We start from the raw sequence: 20,366 nt of genomic DNA, 5'->3' as shown, positions 1-20,366 counted from the left end.
CTGCCGACCGGCGTGGACACCGCTCCACCGCACGGACGGGTCGGCTCGCCCACCGCCTCACAGGGCCTCAGCTCGCCTTTCACGGCGCCGGCCCTCCCCGCCGAAAGGAACCCGGCCCAGTCTTAACGGAAGCTTGACGCGCTCAGCCCTCTCCTCCCGGGGCCCCGGCATCACACTCCGCTTACGCTGAACCGGGCCGTCCGGGGATGGCCGGGAACCACGCTGAGCCGTACGTCGGGAGCACGTCGATGCCCACCACCGAGCATGCGCCACCGAGCGGTACGGGGCCCGCCGCCCCAGGCCGCCTGCGCGCCTGGATGCTGCAGGGCCTGTCGGAGATGGGCAGGAGCGGCGGCCACACCGGGCCGCACGCCACGGCGGAGGCCCCGCACAAGGGCCAGCCCTGGTGGCGCGTGATGTGCCTGACCGGCGTGGACTACTTCTCCACCCTCGGCTACCAGCCGGGCATCGCGGCCCTCGCCGCCGGACTGCTGTCACCGATCGCGACCATCGTCCTGGTCGTCGTCACGCTCGCCGGCGCGCTGCCGGTCTATCGACGGGTGGCCGAGGAGAGCCCGCACGGCGAGGGCTCCATCGCCATGCTGGAGCGGCTGCTCTCCTTCTGGCAGGGCAAGCTGTTCGTGCTGACCCTGCTGGGCTTCGCCGCCACCGACTTTCTCATCACCATCACCCTGTCGGCCGCCGACGCCTCCACCCACCTCGTCGAGAACCCGCATCTGACCGGCGTCCTGCACGACAGGCAACTGCTGATCACCCTCGTGCTGGTGGCCCTGCTGGGCGCCGTGTTCCTCAAGGGCTTCCTGGAGGCGATCGGTGTCGCGGTCGCCCTCGTGGGCACCTACCTCGCACTCAACGCGGTCGTGGTGGTCGCCGGCCTCTATCACATCGTCACCGCGGGTCACGTGATCACCGACTGGTCCAGCGCCCTCACCACACAGCACGGCAACGTCTTCCTCATGATCGGCGTCGCCCTGCTCGTCTTCCCGAAGCTGGCGCTCGGCCTGTCCGGCTTCGAAACCGGCGTGGCCGTGATGCCGCACGTCAAGGGCGACCCGGGCGACACCGAGGAAGAACCCGTCGGCCGCATCCGCGACACGAAGAAGCTGCTCACCACAGCCGCTCTCATCATGAGCGGCTTCCTGATCACCACGAGCTTCATCACCACTCTCCTCATTCCCGAGAAGGAGTTCGAGCCGGGCGGCGCGGCGAACGGGCGAGCGCTCGCGTACCTGGCACACGACTACCTGGGCAACGCCTTCGGCACGGTCTACGACGTCTCGACGATCAGCATCCTGTGGTTCGCCGGCGCCTCCGCGATGGCCGGTCTGCTCAACCTGATGCCGCGCTACCTGCCCCGCTACGGCATGGCCCCGCACTGGGCCAGGGCCGTCCGCCCCATGGTCATCGTCTTCACGCTGATCGCCTTCCTGGTCACCTGGATCTTCGACGCCGATGTCGACGCGCAGGGCGGCGCGTACGCCACCGGTGTGCTGGTCCTGATCAGCTCCGCCGCGATCGCGGTGACCATCGCCGCCCGCAGGGCGAGGCAGCGGAACTGGACGATCGCGTTCGCGGTCATCTCCGCGGTGTTCCTCTACACGACCGTCGCCAACGTCATCGAGCGCCCGGACGGCGTGAAGATCGGCGCCTGCTTCATCGCCGGCATCATCCTCATCTCCCTGCTGTCCCGGCTGGCCCGCGCGTTCGAACTCCGGGTGACCAGCGTGACGCTGGACCCCATGGCGGAACGCTTCGTCCGGGACATGGCCAGCCGCCGGGCGCGGTTCATCGCCAACGAGCCCGACCGGCGGGACATCGCGGAATACCGGGACAAGATCGAGCAGATCCGGCAGGACAACGACGTGCCCGAACCCGAGGACTTCACCTTCGTCGAGGTGACGGTCACCGACCCGTCCGAGTTCGAGTCGGGCCTGACCGTACGCGGCGAAGTGCTCCACAACCGCTACCGGGTCCTGACCCTGGAGTCGTCCTCCATTCCCAACGCGCTGGCCGCGCTCCTGCTCCACATCCGGGACACGACCGGCCGCATCCCGCACATCTACTTCGAGTGGACGGAAGGGGGCCCCTTCGCCAACTTCCTGCGCTTCTTCCTGTTCGGCCAGGGCGAGGTCGCCCCGGTCACCCGCGAAGTCCTGCGCGAGGCGGAACCGGACCGGCGGCGCAGGCCCAGGGTCCACGTCGGCTGAGCGGCCTCACCCCCTGGCCGCGCGGCCCGCCCGGCCATATCGCGTCACGCCCAACGGCCGGCCGGCATCGGCGCCCCCTCCCGCGCCTCTATCGTGACCGGCATGCAGTCCTACACGATCGGCCAGGCAGCCCGGCTGCTCGGCGTGAGTCCCGACACCGCCCGGCGCTGGGCGGACGCGGGACGTATCACCACCCATCGCGACGAGGCCGGCCGGCGGCTCGTCCACGGACGGGACCTGGCCGCCTTCTCGGTCGAACTCGCCCGGTCCGGCCCCACCGAGGAGGGCACCCCGTACACATCGGCGCGCAACGCCTTCCCCGGCATCGTCACCGCGATCAAACTCGGCGACGTCGCCGCCCAGGTGGAGATCCAGGCCGGTCCGCACCGGCTGGTCTCCCTGCTCACCCGCGAGGCGGTCGAGGAACTGGGCCTGGAGGTCGGCATGGAGGCGACGGCCCGCGTGAAGTCGACGAACGTCCACATCGATCGCGTCTGAACCCTCCCACATGGCCGCACATGCCAGCCTCCACCCCCTCAGGGCCTCGCTCATGCGCAGAGACCGGGGCCTTCTTCCTGGCAGGTGCGCCAGTATGATCGGCGTATCGGAAGGGCCCGGCGGGCTCTTCGTCCAGCACACAGATGGAGTGGCCCCGAGATGACCCGTTCCGCGCCCCGGGCACGCCGGATCCGCCAGGCCGCCGGTGTGTCCGCCGCCACGCTGCTGGCCCTGAGTGCCTGCTCCCCCTCCGGCTCGGACACGGGAAAGGGGTCCGCGGCGTCCTCGTCACCGGAACTCTCCGGCACGGTCACCGTCTTCGCCGCCGCCTCTTTGCAGGAGAGCTTCACAACGCTGGGCAAGGAGTTCGAGAAGGACCACCCCGGTACCAAGATCAGCTTCAACTTCGGAGGCAGCGACGCACTCGCGGCCGGCATCACCGGCGGTGCGCCGGCCGACGTCTTCGCCGCCGCCAGCACCGGCACCATGGCGACCGTCACCGGCGGGAAGGCCGCGGCGGGCCCGCCCGCCACCTTCGCCCGGAACCAGCTGGAGATCGCCACACTGCCCGGCAACCCGGACCGGATCACCTCCCTGAAGGACCTCACCAAGCCCGGCCTGAAGGTCGTCCTGTGTGACAGGACCGTGCCCTGCGGTGCCGCCGCCCGGAAGGCTCTGAACGCCGGCGGCCTGAAGCTCACCCCCGTCTCCTACGAGCAGGACGTCAAGAGCGCTCTCACGAAAGTCGAGCTGAAGGAGGCCGACGCCGCCGTCGTCTACCGGACCGACGTGCGGGCCGCGGGTGACAAGGTGGAGGGCGTGGACTTCCCCGAGTCGGCCAAGGCCGTCAACGACTATCCGATCGTCCTGCTCAAGGACGCCCCCAATCCCGAGACGGCAAAGGCCTTCATGGCACTGGTCAGGTCCGACGAGGGCCAGAAGGTGCTGTCCGGGGCCGGGTTCCTCGAGCCGTGACGGACACCGGCACCGTGGAGACCCGGCCCCGCCGCGACCGCCCCGGCCTACGGAGCCGCACGGTGCCGGTTCCCCTGCTGGTCCCCGCCCTGATCGGTCTGGCGTTCCTGCTCCTTCCCCTGATCGCCCTGCTGGTCCGTGCCCCCTGGCGCAGCCTTCCCGAGCAGCTGACGAGCCCCGGAGTGTGGGAGGCGCTCCGGCTGTCGCTCGTCTGCGCCACGTCCGCGACGGGGCTGAGCCTGGTCGTGGGAGTGCCGCTGGCCTGGCTGCTGGCCCGCACCCGCTTCCCCGGGCGCGGTTTCGTACGGGCCCTGGTGACGCTGCCGCTGGTGCTGCCGCCGGTGGTGGGCGGTGTGGCCCTGCTGCTCGCCTTCGGACGCAACGGGGTGGCCGGGCAGTGGCTCGACGCCTGGTTCGGAATCACCCTGCCCTTCACCACGACGGGTGTCGTCCTCGCCGAGACCTTCGTGGCGATGCCGTTCCTCGTCATCAGTGTGGAGGGCACCCTCAAAGCCGCCGACCCCCGCTACGAGGAGGCGGCCACGACCCTGGGCGCCTCGCGCTTCACCGCGTTCCGGCGGGTCACCCTGCCGCTGATCGCGCCGGGCATCGCAGCCGGCGCCGTGCTGGCCTGGGCGCGGGCGCTGGGAGAGTTCGGTGCGACGATCACCTTCGCGGGCAACTTCCCGGGCCGCACGCAGACCATGCCGCTGGCGGTCTACCTCGCCCTGCAGAACGACCCGGCGGCTGCGATCGCCCTCAGCCTGGTGCTGCTGGCCGTGTCCATCGCGGTGCTGGCGGCCCTGCGGGACCGCTGGCTGACACCGCCGTGACGTCCCGCGGCAACGGCCGGCCAACGCCCTCCCGGCACCCGAACCGACCGCTGGACGAGAGTCGACCGACACCCGTCCGGCCCGATACCGGCACGACCGCCGGCCCACACCACCCCGCCCGACCGCTCGATGCCGGCCCACCGCCCCCCGACCCGACCGGCCGGCGACCACCCACCGGCCGACATCGCCCAGACCACCCCCGGCCGACGGGCTCCGCCCCTGCGACCTCCTGGAAACCGATCCCCATGACCGAGACAACCGACCGCGACGACAGGGTGCCCGGCCTCCTCCCTCAGGGCCTCGACGCCCACCTCGTCGTCGACCGCGGGTCCTTCCGGCTCGATGTCACCCTCACCGCCGCTCCCGGCGACGTCGTCGCGCTTCTCGGTCCCAACGGCGCCGGCAAGACCACCGCCCTGCGTGCCCTCGCGGGCCTGTCCTCGCTCACATCGGGCCATCTGGGACTGGACGGCGTGCGACTGGACCGCACGCCGCCCGAGTCCCGCCCGATCGGTGTCGTCTTCCAGGACTACCTGCTCTTCCCGCATCTGACCGCCCTGGACAACGTCGCCTTCGGGCCGCGCTGCCAGGGCGCCGGCAAGGCGGAGGCCCGTGCCCAGGCCGCCGAGTGGCTGGACCGCATGAGCCTCGCCGACCACGCCGGCGCCAAGCCGCGCCACCTCTCCGGCGGCCAGGCCCAACGCGTGGCGCTGGCCCGGGCCCTCGCCGCCCGTCCCCGGTTGCTGCTCCTGGACGAGCCCCTCGCCGCCCTCGACGCCCGTACCCGCCTGGACGTGCGCGCCCAGCTCCGCCACCACCTCGCCGACTTCGAGGCCGTGGCCGTCCTCGTCACGCACGACCCGCTGGACGCCATGGTGCTGGCCGACCGGCTGGTCGTCCTCGAGGACGGTCACGTCGTCCAGGAGGGCACGCCCTCCGGCATCGCCCGCCACCCCCGCACGGACTACGTCGCCCGGCTCGTCGGCCTCAACCTCTACCGGGGACTGGCCGAGGGCCACACGGTCCGGCTCGACGCCGGACCGGCCATCACGACCACGGAACAGCTCGACGGCCCGGTCTTCGTGGCGTTCCCGCCCAGCGCGGTGACGCTGTACCGGGAACGCCCCACCGGCTCCAGCGCCCGCAACCTGTGGCGCTGCGAGGTGGCCGGCCTGGAGACGCACGGCGACCAGATCCGCGCGGACCTCACCGGCGAGCTTTCTCTGACCGCCGACCTCACCACCGTCGCCGCGGCCGACCTCGATCTGCACCCCGGCGCCGCGACATGGGCGACGGTCAAGGCGACGCAGACACATGCATACCCGGCATGAGGCTGCACCGGGGCGCCGTGCGGTCATGAGGCCGAGCGTCCGCGACTGACCGCGGACGACCCCGGTCTCACCGCGGGTTCAGTACCGTGCGGACGCGGGTGGAGCCGACGGACCGAGGTGTCTCTCGCCCTCATGACGGAAGGGGCCCCGCAGCACGGGGCCCCTTCCGACCGACAGGTCAGCCGATCAGTCCTCGTAAGCGTCCAGCGGCGGGCAGGAGCAGACCAGGTTCCGGTCGCCGAAGGCCTGGTCGATGCGGCGCACCGGCGGCCAGTACTTGTCGGCCGCCGACACCCCGGCCGGGAAGACGGCCTCCTCACGGCTGTAGGCGTGCTCCCAGTCCCCGGCGAGCGCGCCGGCGGTGTGCGGGGCGCCGCGCAGCGGGTTGTCGTCCGCGGGCCAGTCACCGGAGCCGACCTTCTCGATCTCCGCACGGATCGCGATCATCGCCTCGCAGAACCGGTCCAGCTCGGCCAGATCCTCCGACTCGGTCGGTTCGATCATCAGCGTTCCGGCCACCGGGAACGACATCGTCGGCGCGTGGAAGCCGTAGTCGATCAGCCGCTTGGCGACGTCGTCGACGCTCACCCCGGTCGCCTTGGTGAGCGGCCGCAGGTCGATGATGCACTCGTGCGCGACGAGCCCGCCGGGCCCGGTGTAGAGCACCGGGTAGTGCGGTTCCAGTCGCCTGGCGACGTAGTTGGCGCTGAGCACCGCGACCTGCGTGGCCCGCTTCAGCCCCTCGCCGCCCATGAGCCGGACGTACGCCCACGAGATCGGCAGGATGCCCGCGGACCCCCAGGGCGCCGCGGAGATGGGACCGACACCCGTCTCGGGGCCCGCCTCGGGCTGCAGCGGGTGGTTCGGCAGGTAAGGCGCGAGGTGCTCGCGCACCGCCACCGGGCCGACACCGGGACCGCCGCCGCCGTGCGGGATGCAGAAGGTCTTGTGCAGGTTCAGGTGCGAGACGTCACCACCGAAGTGCCCCGGCTTGGCGAGCCCCACGAGCGCGTTGAGGTTGGCGCCGTCGACGTAGACCTGGCCGCCCGCCTCGTGCACCTGCGCGCAGATCTCGGAGACGTGCTCCTCGAACACACCGTGCGTCGACGGGTACGTGATCATCAGCACGGCCAGCTCGTCCCGGTGCTGCTCGATCTTCGCCCGCAGGTCCTCGACGTCGATCTCACCGTCCTCGGCGGTCTTCACGACGACGACCTTCATGCCCGCCATCACGGCGCTCGCGGCGTTGGTACCGTGCGCGGACGACGGGATCAGGCACACGGTGCGCTGCTCGTCGCCGCGTGCCCGGTGGTAACCGCGGACGGCGAGCAGACCGGCCAGCTCGCCCTGCGACCCGGCGTTCGGCTGCAGGGACACCTTGTCGTAGCCGGTGACCTCGGCGAGACGGTCCTCCAGCTCGTGGATGAGCGTGAGGTAGCCGGCGGCCTGCTCGGCGGGGGCGAAGGGGTGCAGCTGACCGAACTCGGGCCAGGTGACCGGCTCCATCTCCGTGGTCGCGTTGAGCTTCATGGTGCAGGAGCCCAGCGGGATCATGCCCCGGTCGAGCGCGTAGTCCCGGTCGGCCAGCCGGCGCAGGTAGCGCAGCATCGCGGTCTCGGAGCGGTGCTGGTGGAAGACGGGGTGCGTCAGGTACTCGTCGGACCGCAGCAGAGAGTCGGGAAGCCCGTCCTCGGTGGTGGCGTCCAGCGCCTCGACGACTCCCTCGACGCCGAAAGCGGCCCAGACGGCACGCAGCTGGGCCCGCGTGGTGGTCTCGTCACAGGCGATCGACACGTGGTCGGCGTCGACGAGCCGGAGGTTGACCCCGTTCTCCCGAGCGGCCGCCACGATGGCCGCGGCCCGGCCGTCCACGCGTACCGTCACGGTGTCGAAGTAGGCGCCGTGCACGATCTCGGCCCCGCCGTTCGCGAGCCCGGCGGCGAGGACGGTGGCGTACCTGTGGATGCGGCGCGCGATGCCCTTCAGTCCCTCGGGCCCGTGGTAGACGGCGTACATGCCGGCCATGACGGCGAGCAGCACCTGCGCGGTGCAGATGTTGCTGGTGGCCTTCTCGCGGCGGATGTGCTGCTCACGCGTCTGGAGCGCCAGGCGGTATGCCTTGTTCCCGTCGGCGTCCACGGACACTCCGACGAGCCGGCCCGGCAGGCTGCGCGCCATCTTCTCCCGCACGGCCATGTAGCCGGCGTGCGGTCCGCCGAAGCCCATGGGTACCCCGAAGCGCTGTGTCGTCCCGACCGCGATGTCCGCGCCGAGCTCACCGGGCGACTTCAGCAGCGTCAGCGCGAGCAGGTCGGCGGCGACGGTGACGATCGCCCCGAGCTCGTGCGCCTGGTCGATCACCGGCTTGATGTCCCGCACGGCCCCCGAGGCGCCCGGGTACTGGATCAGCACGCCGTTGATCTCACGCTGGGCGACCTCGGCCGGGATGCCGTCGCCGAGATCGGCGACGACGACCTCGACGCCGGTCGGTTCGGCCCGGGTCTGGATCACGGCGATGGTCTGCGGCAGGGCGTCCGCGTCGACCAGGAACAGGCCCTTCTTGTTCTTCCCCAGCCGCCGCGACAGCGCCATGGCCTCGGCGGCCGCGGTGCCCTCGTCCAGCAGGGAGGCACCGGAGGTCGGCAGCCCGGTGAGGTCGGCGACCGTGGTCTGGAAGTTCAGCAGGGCTTCCAGACGCCCCTGCGAGATCTCCGGCTGGTACGGCGTGTAGGCCGTGTACCAGGCGGGGTTCTCCATGACGTTGCGCATGATGACCGGCGGCGTGAAGGTGCCGTAGTAGCCGAGCCCGATCATGGAGCTGAGGACCTGGTTGCGGTCGGCGAGGGAGCGCAACTCGGCGATCACCTCGGCCTCACTGCGCGCACCCGGCAGGTCGAGTGCCTCGGCGCTCTTGATCACGGCCGGGACCGCGGCGGCCGTGAGCTCGTCCAGCGAGCCGTAGCCGACCTGCGCGAGCATCTTGGCGCGGGCCTCGTGATCGGGGCCGATGTGGCGCTGCTCGAAGGGAACTGCCTCTTCGAGCTCGGAGAGCGGGATGCGATGGGCGGTCATTTGCGGAGGCCTCCTGGTCTGACACGACCTTCGAGGGGCACCACGGCGCGGGTACCCGGACGGCCTCCCCCTCTGTCATCTCAACCTGAGAGCTTCACCGGATCACCCGAGGGTCTCCGGCTTTCACCGTCGGTGAGAGCGGAAGCCGTCGACACCCGCCCTGCTTTCCAGAGTGACCTCGTCCATGCGGTACGTGAGCCTGAGAGATTCCGGGGAGGATTTGCTCCTTCGGCGCCTCCGGTGGTGACCGGAGGACTCTCCCGCATGGGGTCAGCAGCCGCTGCCAGCGTACCAGCGGGCTCCAGGCACGAACCTTCGAGTGGCCGCACTTCCCATTGTGCCGTTTTGTTGTGTCTACGGATGAGTTGCGACCATTGGAGGGCCCGTGCGAACCGATATCGATCCGCGCAACCTGATCGGCCGCAAGGCGTTCGACCGCAATGGAACCAGGATCGGCACGATCGACGAGGTCTACCTCGACGACGCCACCGGTGAGCCGGAGTGGGCGGCGATACGGACGGGCCTGTTCAGCAGGGACGCTTTCGTCCCCCTGGAGCCCAGCGAACTCATCGACGGCGCCCTCCACGTCCCCTTCGACCGCGCCCTGATCAAGGACGCCCCCGACTTCGGCGTGGGCCGCCACCTCTCCCCTGAGCAGGAACTCCAGCTCTATCACCACTACGGCCTCGACGTCGCCGCCCCTCCTCCCCTCGCGGACCACGACTTCGGCAAGCTGGCAGGCACCGACGAGACGGCCTGATGCCCTCGTGATCCGTCTGGGCCATCCGGATCCATCTCATCCGTCGGCGTCCGTGTACTGAGCGACGGGGCGCAGCCGGGATGCCCCTGTCTCATCCTTGGGTCCGCGGCCCTTGTCCTGTCCGGGTAACACCAGCGGCAACGGGTCCGCCGGCTCCAGATCCGGATCGTCGGTCCGGAACGTCCGCACCCGCCCCGGCTCCGAGCCGGGCGTCTCGAACCGTACGGTGACCCGCCCCAGGCCGCTGCCCTGCACCCACCCGTGCCCGAACTCGGCGTGCCGCACGTCGTGCCCGGCGGGCCAGCGCCGCCCGGCGAACACCGGCTGCTCCTCGGCGGGGGCCATCGCGTGCTCCTCGACGGCCCTCTCGGTGCTCACCCGCGCTCCCGCCGCCTGTGCGAAGAGGTCCTCCTGCGTGTAGTCGGCGAGCCCGGTGACCCCCACCCCGAGCAGCCGCACGCCACCTGTCGTGTCCACCGAGTCCAGCAGTCTGGCCGCGGCCTCCCGGATGACGCCGGGGTCGTCCGTCGGCCCGCGCAGCGTCTCGGACCGGGTCAGCGTCGAGAAGTCGAACCGCCGTACCTTCAGCACGATGGTCCGCCCCGACAGCCCCGCCCCGCGCAGCCGCCGCACACACCGGTCGGCGAGGCGCTGCACCTCCAGACCCACACGGAGCCGGTCGTGGATGTCCACGTCATACGTGTCCTCGACCGACACGGACTTCGCCTCCCGCTCCGCCGTCACGGGCCGGTCGTCCCGTGCCAGCGCCATCGCGTAGAGCCCGTGCCCATGCGCCTTCCCCAGCAACCGCACCAGTTCGTCCTCGCCCGCCTCGACGATGTCCTCGACCGTCGTGATCCCGGCCCGTCGCAGATGGTCACCCGTCGCCGGTCCGACCCCCGGCAGGGTGCGCACCGGCATGGGCGCGAGCATCGCCCGCTCGGTGCCCGGCTGGATCACCACCAGCCCGTCGGGCTTGGCCTGCTCCGACGCGATCTTCGCGAGCATCTTGGACGCGGCGAGCCCCACCGACCCCGTGAGCCCCGTGACGGCCCGTATGTCCGCGCGCAGCCGCACCCCGGCGAGGCGCGCCGACGCCTCGTCCCAGGCGACTCCCCCGGCCTCCAGATCCACGAACGCCTCATCCAGGCTCAGCGGCTCCACGAGCGGCGACAGCGCCCGCAGCAGCTCCATGACCTGATCGCTGATCGCCTTGTAGAGCCCGAAGCGCGGCACGAGATAGGCGGCGTTGGGCGCGAGCCGCCGGGCCTGCCCCATCGGCATCGCCGAATGCACGCCGAGGACCCGCGCCTCGTACGAGGCCGTGGCCACCACTCCCCGCGGACCGAGCCCGCCCACCACCACGGCCTTTCCCCGCAGGCTCGGCTTGGACGCCTGCTCCACCGAGGCGAAGAAGGCGTCCATGTCGAGGTGCAGGATCGTGGGCGCGGTTCTCACAACTCCGATGCTGCCCTACGCCACTGACAATGCCCGGGCAACGGCCCGGACGCCCGCGGGAAACCGTTTGCCACCCGGTGCGGAAGGGCCCGCCCACCGAGAGCCGCACCGCGGGACGCCTCAGACGGCCCGGTTCCGCCGCCGTGCCAGCTCGTCCGCCGGATTGGGCCCGATCAGGGTCTCCCCGGTGTCGATCCGCTCGCCGTGCAGCTGGGACAGCGCGCTCTCGACGTCCCGCCACACCACACCCACGGCGATCCCGAAGACCCCCTGGCCCCCCTGGAGCAGGGCGTGGACCTCGTCCGGCGACGTGCACTCGTAGACCGTCGCGCCGTCGCTCATCAGCGTCATCCGCTCCAGATCGCGGAAACCGCGTTCCCTCAGGTGCAGGACGGCCGTGCGGATGTTCTGCAGCGACACCCCGGTGTCGAGGAACCGCTTGACGATCTTCAGGACGACGACGTCCCGGAAGCTGTAGAGCCGCTGCGTCCCGGAGCCGTGGGCAGGGCGCACGCTCGGCTCGACCAGGCCGGTGCGGGCCCAGTAGTCCAGCTGCCGGTACGTGATACCGGCGGCCGCACAGGCCGTGGGGCCGCGATAACCGATCTCCTCGGACACCATGGACGTCGCCCCTCCGCTGCTCGGCACGGCCGTGGGTCGCTGCGGAACGTGATCGGTCACGCCGTCGGGCTGAGGGCATCCCCCGCTCGGGCGGAGCCGAGAACCGGGGGGAGCGTACGGACCGCTCACCCTGAGACTGCGCTCGGGGCCGCCCCCAGCCGTACCGTCGCCGCTGCTTCTCACGCCGACCTCCGTCCTTGACCTGCCTTCTCGACGGTAGGCAGTCACCAGGGGTGCGTCAACGATCGCCACACTCGCCACGCCGAGTGATAATCACCCTAAGAGTGGTTTCCCGTGCCCCGCCGCGGGGAAAGGCTAGCCGAATGCCTTCGGCACGGTCCGGATGGCGCTCGCGCGCGCCGTCGGCACAGGCGAGGCCACTCCGCCCCACATACCGCGGGCGACCCCGCCGCGGACCTCGTCGTCCGCCGGGCCGCCCACACGTCCCACCGACCACCGCTCCCGCCGCCGTCCGGCTCGCACCGGCGGCCGGGGCTCACTGGCTGCTGCTGCCGAAGTCCTCCGGGGAGATCTGGTCGAGGAACTCGCGGAACTTCTCCACTTCGTCCTCCTGCTCGTCCGGAATCGCGATACCCGCGTCGTCCAGCACCGTGTCACTGCCGTAGATCGGCGTCCCGGTGCGCAGGGCGAGCGCTATGGCGTCGGACGGACGGGCGCTCACCTCGACGCCGCTGGCGAAGACCAGCTCGGCGTAGAAGACGCCCTCACGCAGGTCCGTGATGCGCACTTCCGTGAGCTCCTGGCCGACGGCCTCCAGCACGTCCTTGAAAAGGTCGTGGGTCAGCGGCCGCGCGGGAGCCATGCCCTGCTGGGCGAAGGCGATCGCCGTCGCCTCCCCCGGTCCGATCCAGATGGGGAGGTAACGGTCTCCTCCCACTTCACGCAGCAGCACGATCGGTTGGTTGGAGGGCATTTCGACCCGGACACCTACGACATCGAGCTCGTTCACACAGCAACCCTAGGCCGTGCTCGGGATGTTTGGGTAGTCGGGCCGGGATCGGGCGCCCGATCCGGCCGGGCCCGACCGGTCGCTTCAGGGCAGCCGCACCCCGAGCGCCGTCTGCACCAGCGCGGCGTGCAGCTTCACCGTGAGGCCCGCCAGCTCCTTGGTACGGGCCTCGGCAAGGGCCCTGGTCTGCGGGTTCCGGTGCCGCTTCAGGGGGGTCACCACCTGGTCCACGAGCCCCGCCTCGCGGTCGGCCGCGGCCTTCATCACCCGCAGGTGACGAGGCTCGATCCCGAAGCGCCCCAGCTCGGCGACGAGCCCGGCCACCGTGAGCGCCTCCGCATCGTACGCGCCGTCCTCCAGTGGAGTGAGGAGACCGTAGGACTCCCACTCCCGCAGTTCCCGCTCCCCGACACCGGCGGCGGCGAGCAGCTCCTCCCGGCCGATCCTGGCGGCCCTGGGCACCTCGGAGGACTCGGGCGCGAGGTGGCCGTCACGCTGACGGCCCAGCGCCGGCAGCTGGACCGCGTCACCGCGCTCCATGGCCTCCAGATGCTCGCGGATCACCTTCAGGGGCAGGTAGTGATCCCGCTGCATCCGCAGGACGTGACCGAGGCGCTCGACGTCACGGGCGCTGAACTTGCGATACCCCGAAGGAGTCCGCTGCGGCTCGATGAGCCCCTCCGACTCCAGAAAACGGATCTTGGAGATGGTGACTTCTGGAAACTCGTCGCGCAGCGCGTTCAGCACCGTGCCGATGCTCATCAGCCCACTGTCCGTGGCGGCGGTACCGTGCCCGGCACCGCCGCTCGGTGTTTGCGGCATGGACCTTCCCTGACGGCTGGGCCTCGCAGGATCCCCGGACGACGTCCGGATCAGTAGCCCCGCTGGCTGGCGTAGAAGACCAGCCGGTACTTGCCGATCTGCACCTCGTCGCCGTTGTTCAGGGCGACCTGGTCGATCCGCTCACGGTTCACGTAGGTGCCGTTCAGGCTGCCGACGTCGGCCACCGTGAACGAACCGTCCTGACCGCGGCGGAACTCCACATGGCGCCGGGAGACCGTCACGTCGTCCAGGAAGATGTCGCTCTGCGGGTGCCGCCCGGCCGTGGTCAGATCGCCGTCCAGCAGGAAGCGGCTGCCCGAGTTCGGCCCACGGCGCACGACCAGGAGCGCGGAACCCAGCGGCAGCGCGTCGACGGCCGCCTGCGCCTCGGGAGAGAGCGTCGGCATCGGCGTCTGGCCGGTTGCCTCGCTGTCATACGCCTCGAGACCGGAGATGGAGATCGTGGAGGTCGTCTCGGAGGGACGCTCCGGCGTGGCACCGGCCCGCAGCGGCGCGCCACAGTTCGAGCAGAAGCGGCTGTTCTCCGCGTTGCGGTTACCGCACCTCGTACACACCAGGGCCGACATCGGATCCTCCTGCCGCGGCTGCCCACCCGGAGCATTGGACGCATACGGGTCGGAAAACCCTCCACCCGCACTTGAGGGTTGTCCGAAACCTATGCCTCCGGGCTGCGCAGGGTCAACCGAGGGCGCGCCCTGACCTCCGGAGATGTCACCGCCGGGAGCCCCGACCTGGTCACGGAACAGCGGCCGCTGACCGCCCTCCTCAGGCTGTGCGCGATGACGAGCGGTCGCGTTGTCGCTGCCCTCTCGCGCGCTCTTGCCGAACAACTTCGCAAACAACTTCACGGGCGATTCCCCTTGACCGAAACAGACCCGCCCGTGGGGCAGGACGAACCCTGACTGAACACTCTGGCCGACCCGGACATCCTGACAACGTCCGTCTGCACCAGACAGTTTCCACCACGCACCACTGATTCCGTGCGCCGACCCCCCGCAACCTCATGCCCTCGCCGGACGACGCCCATGCACCACCCGTTCACCGGGAGGACGACCGAGCGTAGTCAGGCCGCTTCGCTGCTCGCAAGGCGTCCACAACGATCTTGGTCGACCGCTCGATGGTGACCGTGGCCTGTTCCTTCTCGAGAGTCTGCACCACACCTCCGGGGATGTTGAGCGCCGGCTCGAGGTCCTGCGGTTTGCCGATGACCTTGAAACGAAACGGAGCGTTGATCTTGTTCCCGTCGACGGCCACGCCCTTGCCGGAGTCCGACAGATAGGTACCCGCGACGACTCGTACGCCGTTGACCTGAATCGCCTCGGCGCCCGCCGCGCGCAGCTCCTGGATCGCGTCCAGCAGCATGTCCGCCTCGACCCTCCCCTTCGTGTCCTCGATGGTCACCGTGATGCCGGGCCCCTGTGCGGCCACCGTGCCCGCCAGGATGCCCAGTTGCCTCTCCTTCTCGATCGTCTGCTTCCGGGCCTCCTCGGCCTGGTCCGAGCTGTTCTCCAGCTCGTCGCGCTGCTTCTCCAGACCCTGCTTCTCGTCCTCAAGACGCTGTGTGCGGTCGTCCAGTTCATCGAGGATGCGGACAAGATCTTCCTGACGCGCTCCGCGCAGGGCGCTGTCGGTCTCGCTGTTCGAGGCCACCTGCACGGCCAGCCCGAACCCCAGGCCGAACAGCAGCACCGCGACGATGAGTTGGGCCCGGCTGACCCGAGGCGGCCACAGCCCCTCCACCAGGCGCTGCCGGCCGGTCAGCTGCGGCTCGGGCGCCCCCGTCTCCGCCTCGGGCTCCGGCTCGGGTTCCGGCTCCGGCCGCGACTCGGGTGCTGCCCGCGCGGCAGGCACCGCCGAGGTCACTTCCTCCGGCAGTTCCTCGCGCAGCCGGTTCCCGGGCTCGTTCCTGTCGTCATGCCGGTCCGCGCGCGTGTCGGCGCGCTCCTCGGCCCGCTTCTCCTCGTGGTCGCTCATCGGCCTCACGCCCGGAAGACGTGCCGGCGGATCGCGGCGGCGTTGGAGAAGATCCGGATGCCCAGGACGACCACCACACCGGTGGACAGCTGGGCGCCCACGCCCAACTTGTCGCCCAGGAACACGATCAGTGCGGCCACGACCACGTTCGACAGGAACGACACCACGAAGACCTTGTCGTCGAAGATGCCGTCGAGCATGGCCCGCAGACCTCCGAAGACGGCGTCCAGAGCCGCCACGACGGCGATCGGCAGATAAGGCTCGACCACCGCCGGAACCTCAGGCCGGACCAACAGGCCGGCCACGACTCCCACGACGAGGCCCAGTACGGCGATCACGATGTGCCCTTCCCGCTCTTCTCAGTGCTCGGCTGTGCTGTACGTACGATCACACTCGGTGCGGCGGGCAGCCGGAGGTCGTTCTCCACCGAGATGGCCGTACGGACGCCGTAGCCCTCCTGGAGCGCGTTCAGGTACAACCCGTCCGCGCTGTTCTGGAACCGCGTGCTCAGCCGCTGCCCGTCCCCTACCGCGAGCACCGTGTACGGCGGCACCAGCGGCTTGTTGTCGACCAGTATCGCGTCACCCGCGGCCCTGATCGCGGACAGCGCCGTCAGCCGCTGCCCGTTGATGGAGACGGCCTCGGCGCCCGACTCCCACAGCCCGTTGACCACGCGCTGCATATCCCGGTCGCGCACCCGGCCGGTGTCGGAGAACCCGGAGGTCTCACGCGGGTCGCCCTCTCCGCCCCCACCGGCCTCCTTGGCGTCGTTCACCACGAGTTTCACGCCAGGGCCGTGTACTGCGGACGCGCCCGACAGGATGCCCACCAGGTCGGAGTCGGGGCCGCCGCCGCTGTGCCTCAGCGCCTCGCGCTGGCGCGCGCCCACGTCTTCGCGCAGCCGGTCGACGGAGTCCTCCAGCTTGTCCGCCGTCTCGCTCTCCCGGTCGATGCGGTCGACCAGCTCTTCCCGCTCCTTGGCGACGACCGGCGCGGCGACCCGCGCCTGTGCCGCTCCCACGGTCACGATGAGGGCCGCGAGCACCAGGCCCGCGGCGAGCCCGAGCTTCGCCCTCAGGGTTTTCGGCATGCCACCGTCGCCCGCGGCCTTCTTCCGCGCGGCGGCCTCGGCATATCCGTCGTCGAGGCTGTGGTCCATGACGTTGGTGATCAACGACATGGACGCGTCCGGGCGCCGGGGCCGCGTCGGGGTGCTCCGAATGGGGGGTTGCTGCGGCATGCCGCACATCGTCGCACGTCGCGAGCGCTACCTCCGAACGGCCCCACCGGCGTGCCGGACAGGCCCCGTTGGGGACACTTGTCCGGCACGCACGCGTGCAGGCCGTTCTACCGGCCGGCGCTGTCCACGACCGCCGACCATTCGTCCAGCAGGGCCTGCGCGGAGGCGTCGTCCGGCCCCTCGGCCCACAGGTGGGTGACGGCCTCGGCCGGGTCGGGCAGCACCATCACCCAGCGGCCGTCGGTCTCCACCACACGCACGCCGTCCGTGGTGTCCACGAACCGGTCTCCGGCCGCCTCGACGACCCGGCGCATCACGAGACCCTTGACGGCCCACGGGGTCGCCAGATCCCGCTTCAGGACGTGTGCCCGCGGGATGCGCGCGTCGATCTGGCTGAGGGTGAGCTGGGTACGCGCCACGAGCCCGATGAGCCGTACGAAGGCCGCGGTGGCGTCGTACACGCTGCTGAACTCGGGAACGATGAATCCGCCCTTGCCGTCGCCGCCGAAGATCGTCCCTTCCTCACCGCCCACGCGTGTGAGGTCGTCCGGAGAGGTGGTCGTCCACTCGACCTGCGTCCCGTGGTACGCCGCCACCTGCTCGGCGATCCGGGTGGTGGTCACCGGCAGCGCCACCCTGCCGCTGCGCCGCTCGGCGGCGACCAGGTCCAGCATCACGAGCAGCGCCCGGTCGTCCTCGATGATGCGACCCTTCTCGTCGACCAGGGACAGCCGCTCACCGACAGGGTCGAACCGCACACCGAACGCCGCGCCCGAGGACGCGACGATCTCCCCGAGACGCACCATTCCCGACCGCCGCATCTCGGCGGTCTCCGTCGGCCTGGACTCGTCGAGACCCGGGTTGATCGTCAGCGAGTCGACACCGAGCTTCCCCAGCAGGCTCGGCAGCACGAGCCCCGCGCTGCCGTTGGAGGCGTCCACGACCACCTTCAGCCCTGAGTCCGCGATCCCGGTGGTGTCGACGTTCCGTAGCAGCGATCCGGTGTACGAGTCGAAGACGCTGGCCGGGAAGTGCAGGTCCCCGATCTCACCGGGGAACGCCCGCCGGTACTCCTGCCGGGCGAACACCCTGTCCAGCTTCCGCTGGCTGCCCTGCGACAGGTCGGCACCGTTCCCGTCGAAGAACATGATGTCCACGGAGTCCGTCACGCCGGGCGTGGTCCGGATCATGATTCCGCCGGCGCTGCCTCGAGCGGTCTGCTGCCTGGCCACGGGCAGCGGCACGTTCTCCAGGTCACGCACGTCGATGGCGCTGGCCTGCAGCGCGGAGATCACCGCCCGTTTCAGCGCACGAGCGCCACGCGAGTGGTCACGCGCCGTGGTGACCGTCGAGCCCTTCTTCAGGGTCGTCGCATACGCACCGGCCAGCCGTACGGCCAGCTCCGGCGTGATCTCCACGTTCAGGATGCCGGACACTCCGCGGGCGCCAAAGAGGTGCGCCTGTCCCCGCGATTCCCAGATCACCGAAGTATTGACGAAGGCGCCGGCCTCGATGGTCTTGAACGGGTAAACCCGCACATTGCCCTGAACGATCGATTCCTCACCGATCAGGCATTCGTCACCGATGACCGCCCCGTCCTCGATCCGCGCCGCGCGCATGATGTCGGTGTTCTTCCCGACGACGCAGCCACGCAGATTGCTGTGCGGCCCCACGTAGACGTTGTCGTGAACGACGGCCTTGTGCAGAAAGGCGCCACTCTTGACGACCACGTTGGAGCCCACGACGGTGTGCTCACGGATTTCGGCACCGGCCTCGACCTTGGCATAGTCACCGATGTACACCGGCCCGCGGAGCACGGCGTCGGGATGGACCTCGGCCCCTTCCGCGACCCACACCCCTGGCGAGATCTCGAATCCGTCGATGTCGACGTCGACCTTGCCCTCGAGCACGTCGGCCTGCGCCTTGACATAGCTCTCGTGGGTGCCGACGTCCTCCCAGTACCCCTCGGCCACATAGCCGTAGATGGGCTTGCCTTCCTTCATCAGCTGCGGGAAGACGTCACCGGACCAGTCGACGGGCACGTCGGGCTCGACGTAGTCGAAGACCTCGGGCTCCATCACGTAGATACCGGTGTTCACCGTGTCGGAGAAGACCTGGCCCCAGGTGGGCTTCTCGAGGAAGCGCTCCACCTTGCCTTCCTCGTCGACAATGGTGATGCCGAACTCCAGCGGATTGGGCACACGCGTCAGGCAGACGGTGACCAGCGCGCCCTTTTCCTTGTGGAAATTGATCAGCTCGGTGAGGTCGAAATCCGTGAGAGCGTCACCGGAGATGACGAGAAAGGCATCGTCCTTCAACGCCTCCTCGGCGTTCTTGACGCTTCCAGCAGTACCGAGTGGCTTCTCCTCATTGGCATAGGTGAGTTCCATACCGAGCTCTTCGCCGTCACCGAAGTAGTTCTTGACGAGCGAGGCCAGGAACTGGACAGTCACGACTGTTTCATTGAGCCCATGCCTTTTGAGCAGCCGCAGAACGTGCTCCATGATCGGGCGGTTGGCCACGGGCAGGAGCGGCTTGGGCATGCTTGAGGTCATGGGGCGAAGGCGCGTGCCTTCGCCTCCGGCCATCACGACGGCCTTCATGTCGGAAGCGTCCTCCTCTAAGAGACGACGGTCTAGCCGACTTCACCCGCGAGGATTGTCCCGCACTTTTCGGCCCCGGGCCATCGGTGCCGACACGGCCGGACCAATCCGCGAGCTCAATCGGCCATGGCGTCCGCACGGACAAGACGGCGGACTTGTACTACGTAGAGGACTCCTGCCCACCAGTACAGCGTTGTACCCCATCCGGCGAACGCCCATCCGAAAATAGCAGCCAGTGACGAGATCCATCCGCTTCCGTCACTGAGCAGGAGCAGCGGGAAGGCATACATCAAGTTGAAGGTGGCGGCCTTGCCCAGGAAGTTCACCTGGGGCGGCGGATAGCCGTGCCGCCGGAGGATGCCCACCATCACCAGCAGAACCAGCTCTCGCGCGAGAAGTGCAGCGGTCAACCAGAGAGGCAGAATCTCGCGCCAGGTGAGGCCGATCAAAGTCGAGAGAATGTAGAGCCGGTCTGCTGCGGGATCGAGGAGCCGGCCGAGGCTGCTGATCTGATTCCACCGCCGCGCCAGCTTGCCGTCCAGGTAGTCACTGACACCGCTGAGGGCCAGTACCAGAAGGGCCCACCCGTCACTCTGGGGGCCGCCGAACTCAGGTCGCAGAATCAGCCACAGGAAGAGCGGCACGCCGACGAGTCGCGCCATGCTGAGGATGTTCGGGATGGTGAGCACACGGTCCGTCTGGACGCGAGTCTCCTGAACCTCCACCCGGGGGCCTCCTGTGGGAAACGTGCCAACGATGCCCCCTGACCCTACCTCAACGCAAAAAGCTCTGGCTCTTGGGTGGAGTGCCCAAGAGCCAGAGCTCTAAAAGGAGTTCGGCGGCGTCCTACTCTCCCACAGGGTCCCCCCTGCAGTACCATCGGCGCTGTAAGGCTTAGCTTCCGGGTTCGGAATGTAACCGGGCGTTTCCCCTACGCTATAACCACCGAAACACTATGAA

The 20,366-nt window shown here is 69.8% G+C and carries 17 protein-coding genes, 1 rRNA gene and 1 riboswitch; of the genes, 6 read left to right on the top strand and 12 right to left on the bottom strand.

The genetic code is table 11. The features are described from left to right. The first annotated feature begins 248 nt into the window (after positions 1-248). From IE212_RS21180 to IE212_RS21160, 5 genes are all read left to right on the top strand, one after another. Positions 249-2,228 carry an APC family permease gene (locus IE212_RS21180; protein ID WP_190199458.1) on the top strand — a complete coding sequence of 660 codons (1,980 nt, stop codon included), beginning with the start codon at positions 249-251 and terminating at the stop codon, positions 2,226-2,228. A gap of 102 nt (positions 2,229-2,330) precedes the next feature. Beyond that, positions 2,331-2,726, top strand: a complete 396-nt coding sequence (locus IE212_RS21175) for a TOBE domain-containing protein (RefSeq protein WP_190199457.1) — start codon at positions 2,331-2,333, stop codon at positions 2,724-2,726. A 159-nt stretch (positions 2,727-2,885) separates the two neighbouring features. Then, on the top strand, positions 2,886-3,701 hold the full coding sequence (modA, locus tag IE212_RS21170; protein WP_190199456.1) for a molybdate ABC transporter substrate-binding protein: 816 nt from the start codon (positions 2,886-2,888) through the stop codon (positions 3,699-3,701). Then, positions 3,698-4,534: a molybdate ABC transporter permease subunit gene (gene modB / locus IE212_RS21165; RefSeq protein ID WP_373301415.1), complete on the top strand. Its 837-nt coding sequence runs from the start codon at positions 3,698-3,700 to the stop codon at positions 4,532-4,534. Before modA ends, modB begins: the two co-directional genes overlap by 4 nt. A 245-nt stretch (positions 4,535-4,779) precedes the next feature. Further along, the gene (locus IE212_RS21160; protein ID WP_190199455.1) at positions 4,780-5,865 is read left to right on the top strand and encodes an ABC transporter ATP-binding protein; all 1,086 of its coding nucleotides are present in this window, start codon (positions 4,780-4,782) and stop codon (positions 5,863-5,865) included. A gap of 186 nt (positions 5,866-6,051) precedes the next feature. Here the strand turns inward: IE212_RS21160 and gcvP are convergent, their stop codons facing one another. Next, positions 6,052-8,937 (bottom strand): aminomethyl-transferring glycine dehydrogenase, encoded by a 2,886-nt coding sequence (gcvP, locus tag IE212_RS21155; protein WP_190199454.1) that lies wholly within the window; start codon positions 8,935-8,937, stop codon positions 6,052-6,054. Positions 8,938-9,114: 177 nt separating this feature from the next. Continuing rightward, positions 9,115-9,210, bottom strand: a riboswitch (glycine riboswitch). A 112-nt stretch (positions 9,211-9,322) separates the two neighbouring features. On the opposite strand from gcvP, the gene IE212_RS21150 reads away from it, so the two are divergent. Continuing rightward, positions 9,323-9,697, top strand: a complete 375-nt coding sequence (locus IE212_RS21150; RefSeq protein WP_190199453.1) for a PRC-barrel domain-containing protein — start codon at positions 9,323-9,325, stop codon at positions 9,695-9,697. Between the two features lie 36 nt (positions 9,698-9,733). On the opposite strand, the gene IE212_RS21145 is transcribed toward IE212_RS21150, so the two are convergent. From IE212_RS21145 to rrf, 11 genes are all read right to left on the bottom strand, one after another. Beyond that, positions 9,734-11,155 carry a DNA polymerase IV gene (locus tag IE212_RS21145; protein ID WP_190199452.1) on the bottom strand — a complete coding sequence of 474 codons (1,422 nt, stop codon included), beginning with the start codon at positions 11,153-11,155 and terminating at the stop codon, positions 9,734-9,736. Between the two features lie 120 nt (positions 11,156-11,275). Continuing rightward, a complete protein-coding gene (locus tag IE212_RS21140) occupies positions 11,276-11,959 on the bottom strand; it encodes a MerR family transcriptional regulator (RefSeq protein WP_190199451.1) in 684 nt (227 codons plus the stop codon). Between the two features lie 313 nt (positions 11,960-12,272). Then, positions 12,273-12,746, bottom strand: a complete 474-nt coding sequence (locus IE212_RS21135; RefSeq protein WP_003988851.1) for a bifunctional nuclease family protein — start codon at positions 12,744-12,746, stop codon at positions 12,273-12,275. Positions 12,747-12,830: 84 nt separating this feature from the next. After that, a complete protein-coding gene (ftsR, locus tag IE212_RS21130; protein WP_190199450.1) occupies positions 12,831-13,568 on the bottom strand; it encodes a transcriptional regulator FtsR in 738 nt (245 codons plus the stop codon). A 50-nt stretch (positions 13,569-13,618) separates the two neighbouring features. Next, positions 13,619-14,566, bottom strand: coding sequence for a zinc-ribbon and FHA domain-containing protein (locus IE212_RS21125; protein WP_190199677.1), 948 nt, complete (start codon positions 14,564-14,566; stop codon positions 13,619-13,621). 61 nt (positions 14,567-14,627) lie between these two features. Next, positions 14,628-15,563 carry a DUF881 domain-containing protein gene (locus IE212_RS21120; protein ID WP_190199449.1) on the bottom strand — a complete coding sequence of 312 codons (936 nt, stop codon included), beginning with the start codon at positions 15,561-15,563 and terminating at the stop codon, positions 14,628-14,630. A 5-nt stretch (positions 15,564-15,568) separates the two neighbouring features. After that, on the bottom strand, positions 15,569-15,901 hold the full coding sequence (locus tag IE212_RS21115; protein ID WP_003988855.1) for a small basic family protein: 333 nt from the start codon (positions 15,899-15,901) through the stop codon (positions 15,569-15,571). Continuing rightward, complete coding sequence (locus IE212_RS21110) at positions 15,898-16,812, bottom strand: DUF881 domain-containing protein (protein WP_190199448.1); 915 nt, start codon at positions 16,810-16,812, stop codon at positions 15,898-15,900. The genes IE212_RS21115 and IE212_RS21110 overlap by 4 nt, the downstream gene beginning before the upstream one ends. Before the next feature lie 98 nt (positions 16,813-16,910). Beyond that, positions 16,911-19,406, bottom strand: a complete 2,496-nt coding sequence (locus IE212_RS21105; RefSeq protein ID WP_190199447.1) for a mannose-1-phosphate guanyltransferase — start codon at positions 19,404-19,406, stop codon at positions 16,911-16,913. A 116-nt stretch (positions 19,407-19,522) separates the two neighbouring features. Further along, positions 19,523-20,131 (bottom strand): cardiolipin synthase ClsA, encoded by a 609-nt coding sequence (gene clsA / locus IE212_RS21100; protein ID WP_190199446.1) that lies wholly within the window; start codon positions 20,129-20,131, stop codon positions 19,523-19,525. A gap of 108 nt (positions 20,132-20,239) precedes the next feature. Continuing rightward, positions 20,240-20,356: ribosomal RNA gene (gene rrf / locus IE212_RS21095) — 5S ribosomal RNA — on the bottom strand. Positions 20,357-20,366 lie beyond the last annotated feature (10 nt).

It is taken from the genome of Streptomyces djakartensis, from assembly GCF_014651075.1.
GTDB classification, from domain to species: Bacteria; Actinomycetota; Actinomycetes; order Streptomycetales; family Streptomycetaceae; genus Streptomyces; species Streptomyces djakartensis.
Note: the sequence above shows the minus strand (reverse complement) of the source record. Positions and strands in the feature narration are given on the sequence as shown.